The organism is Mesorhizobium sp. M7A.F.Ca.CA.002.04.1.1 (assembly GCF_004022805.1).
Taxonomy (GTDB): Bacteria; Pseudomonadota; Alphaproteobacteria; order Rhizobiales; family Rhizobiaceae; genus Mesorhizobium; species Mesorhizobium ciceri.
The window spans coordinates 1-3,133 of sequence record NZ_RZPL01000667.1 but is presented as its reverse complement, the minus strand read 5'-3'; the positions used below and the strand labels follow the sequence as shown (position 1 = coordinate 3,133).

The window sequence follows — 3,133 nt, the reverse complement described above, 5'->3', positions numbered from 1 at the left end:
TTTGCAGGCGGCGGAGTAGTCTTGAGCGCGCGGCGCAAAGCCACGACGCAGGTATCGCGGCTGGCGCACCGCGCCAGCGGCACTGCTACGGCGAACCGCATGGTGCCGGAAGAGACGCCGGTGGCGTTCTCCTTTGCCGGCACCACGCATGCGGTGATGATGGCAAGCCCGGCCGATTTCGAGGATTTCGCGCTTGGCTTCTCGCTGACCGAGGGCATTGTAGCTGCGCCGGAGGAGATCGAAACCATCGAGGTCGAGGACCATGGCGCCGGCATCGACATCCAGATCCGGCTGAAGGACCGAGCCAACACGCGCTTCGAAGCGCGGCGGCGAAGGCTCGCGGGTCCGGTCGGCTGCGGGCTCTGCGGCATCGAATCGATCGAGGAAGCGATGCGTTCGGTCGATGCGGTTGGTGTGTCAAAGCTTACGCTTGATGCCAACGATATTGTCCGTTCGGTCAAGCTTTTGTCGAAAGTGCAGCCGCTGCACACCGAGACCGGAGCCGTGCACGCCGCCGGCTTCTATGTGCCCGGCAAGGGCATCGTCATGGCGCGCGAAGATGTCGGCCGTCACAATGCGCTCGACAAGCTGGCGGGTGCGCTGGCCAAAGCCGGCATCGAGGGCGCATCCGGTGCTGTCGTGGTGACATCCAGGGTTTCGGTCGAAATGGTGCAGAAGACGGCTTCTATCGGTTCGGCCTTCATCATCGCCGTCTCGGCGCCGACCGCCCTTGCCATCCGCACGGCGCAAGAGTCCGGCATGACGCTGGTGGCGCTGGTTCGCGGCGACGATTTTGATATTTTCACCCACCCCGACCGGGTGATTTGCGGAGTTGCCAAGCATGTCGCATGACGAAGAACACATTATGAGCACTGCCGAGAAGCTGGTGCGCATGGCAAACCAGATCGCCGACTTCTTCCATTCCAAGCCGCGCGAGGAAGGCATTGCCGGCGTCGCCGAGCACATCAACAAGTTCTGGGAGCCGAGGATGCGGCGGCAGTTCTTCGAAATGCTGGACGACGGCACCGGGAACTTCAACGAGTTGGTGGTGGCCGCCTCCGCCAGGATCAAGCGACCGATCACGCCGGCTGCGGCCGACCTCAAACTCGGGCTCAAGCCCTCCCCTGCCGACGTCGCCGCCTCGCAGGAATAGCCGCCAAGCCGCGCCAACTTACATTCACAATCGCTAAAGTTTAAGCTGCCGCAATCTGCGCTGTTCTGCTATGGTTTGACGACCAGAAATCGTCAGGCCGGGGTGGAAATCTCGTGAGGCCGATCGAGACGCGATACGCCTGTAGCGGCGATGTGCGGATCGCCTATCAGGTGGTCGGGCAGGGATCGTTCGATCTCGTCTTCGTGCCGGGCTTCATTTCCAACCTCGACCTGCACTGGGAAGACGAGGGCTACACCAGGCTCTTGAAGCGGCTTTCGGCGTTCTCTCGGCTGATCCTGTTCGACAAGCGCGGCACCGGCCTGTCCGACCGTGTCGACGCGCATAACCTGCCCAGTCTCGAGACGCGGATAGACGATGTGCGCGCGGTAATGGACGCCGCTGGCAGCGGCCGTGCGGCGCTGCTCGGCTCCTCCGAAGGCGCGCCGATGGCAATGCTGTTCGCCGCCACCTATCCGGAGCGGACACGGGCGCTGGCGCTCTATGGCGGCTATGCGCATTTCCACAAATGGGTGATGTCGCCCGAACGCCTCGACGCTTTCATCGAGATGGCGGAGACAGCCTGGGGCACTGGCGCCACGCTGCCCCATTTCGCGCCGAGCCGGGTCGACGACGCGCATTTCGCCCAGTGGTGGGCACGTTTCGAACGATTGTCGGCGAGCCCGACGGCGGCGGCGGCGCTGGCGCGCATGAACGCCGACGTCGACATCCGCCATATCCTGAGCGTGATCAGCGCGCCGACGCTTGTAATCCATCGCCGCAACGATGCGCGGGTCGACCCCGACGCCAGCCGCTTCCTTGCACAGAAGATCCCCGGCGCCCGACTGGTCGAGATTCCCGGACGCGACCATCCGATCTGGACCGGCGATGTCGATGGGGTGGCCGACCTGATCGAGGAATTCCTGACCGGCGAACGCGCCGTGGGCGAAGTAGACCGCGTGCTGGCCGCACTGCTGGTGACACGCATCTACGACACGGCACGGCTCGGCGACCGGATGTGGAGCGAACGCAGCCAACGCTTCCAGGAAACCTGGCGGCTGCTGGTCGGGCGCCATGGCGGGCGCTCTGTGGGCCTGCATGGCGAGTTGATGATTTCGCGCTTCGACGGCCCGGCACGCGCCATACGCTGCGCGGCAGCGCTGCGCGAGGCGGCGCAGGAAATCGGCGTGGCAAGCGCACAAGGGGCGCATGTCGGCGAGATCGAAGTGCGCGGTCCACCCGTTGGGACGACGGCGCGGGTGGCAATGCAACTGGCCGCCCATGCCGGCCGCGGCGACATTATCGCGTCGCGTCTGATCGCCGATCTGGCGGCTGGGTCGGGCCTGCATTTCACCGACGCCGGGCGCATCAGTGTCGACGAGCTGGAGCAGCCGCTGGCGCTGGTCCATGCGACGTCCGAACAGCATCTGGAACCCGCCTGCCGGCCCAAACCCAAGACCGCCGAGCCGGCCGCATTGACGGCGCGCGAAAGCGAGGTGGTGAGCCTCGTCGCCGACGGCAAGAGCAATGCCGCGATCGCCGCCGAATTGCGGCTGAGCGAACACACGGTCAAGCGCCATGTCGCCAACATACTGCTCAAGCTGGATCTGCCGTCGCGGGCGGCGGCGGCGGCGTTTTCGGCCAGGCACCCTGGCCCGCACGGGCCATGAGAGCCATGGCGCTTTCGGGCGAAGCGGCCATGGGCGGGTAAGCGCTATCAATTCTCTCCACGCAGGCTAGGCGGATGTCGCTGGAAAAGGCGCTGCGAACGGAGGAGGAAATGCTGAAGTCGAACCGGACACTCAAATTGCTTGTGATCGCTGCAAGCGTTGGCGCGTTGTTCGCCATCTCTCCCGCAAAGGCCGAGGACGCGTCCGCGGCGGCCGCCTACAAGGACATCGAGGCAACGCTCGGCTCGGTGCCGGACATGTTCAAGACCCTGCCGGATGTGGCCGTCGCCGGCGCCTGGGCCGAGATTAAGGG

3 protein-coding genes and 1 pseudogene are annotated in these 3,133 nt (G+C 65.2%); all 4 read left to right on the top strand.

The window, feature by feature from the left end; genetic code table 11:
- The first annotated feature begins 21 nt into the window (after positions 1–21).
- A complete protein-coding gene (gene fdhD / locus ENZ75_RS26440; protein ID WP_024503374.1) occupies positions 22–852 on the top strand; it encodes a formate dehydrogenase accessory sulfurtransferase FdhD in 831 nt (276 codons plus the stop codon).
- Complete coding sequence (locus ENZ75_RS26435) at positions 842–1,153, top strand: formate dehydrogenase subunit delta (protein WP_013528015.1); 312 nt, start codon at positions 842–844, stop codon at positions 1,151–1,153. The genes fdhD and ENZ75_RS26435 overlap by 11 nt, the downstream gene beginning before the upstream one ends.
- A 113-nt stretch (positions 1,154–1,266) precedes the next feature.
- On the top strand, positions 1,267–2,820 hold the full coding sequence (locus ENZ75_RS26430) for an alpha/beta fold hydrolase (RefSeq protein ID WP_024503373.1): 1,554 nt from the start codon (positions 1,267–1,269) through the stop codon (positions 2,818–2,820).
- Between the two features lie 74 nt (positions 2,821–2,894).
- Positions 2,895–3,133: pseudogene (locus ENZ75_RS26425) on the top strand (hypothetical protein); the annotation flags it as partial.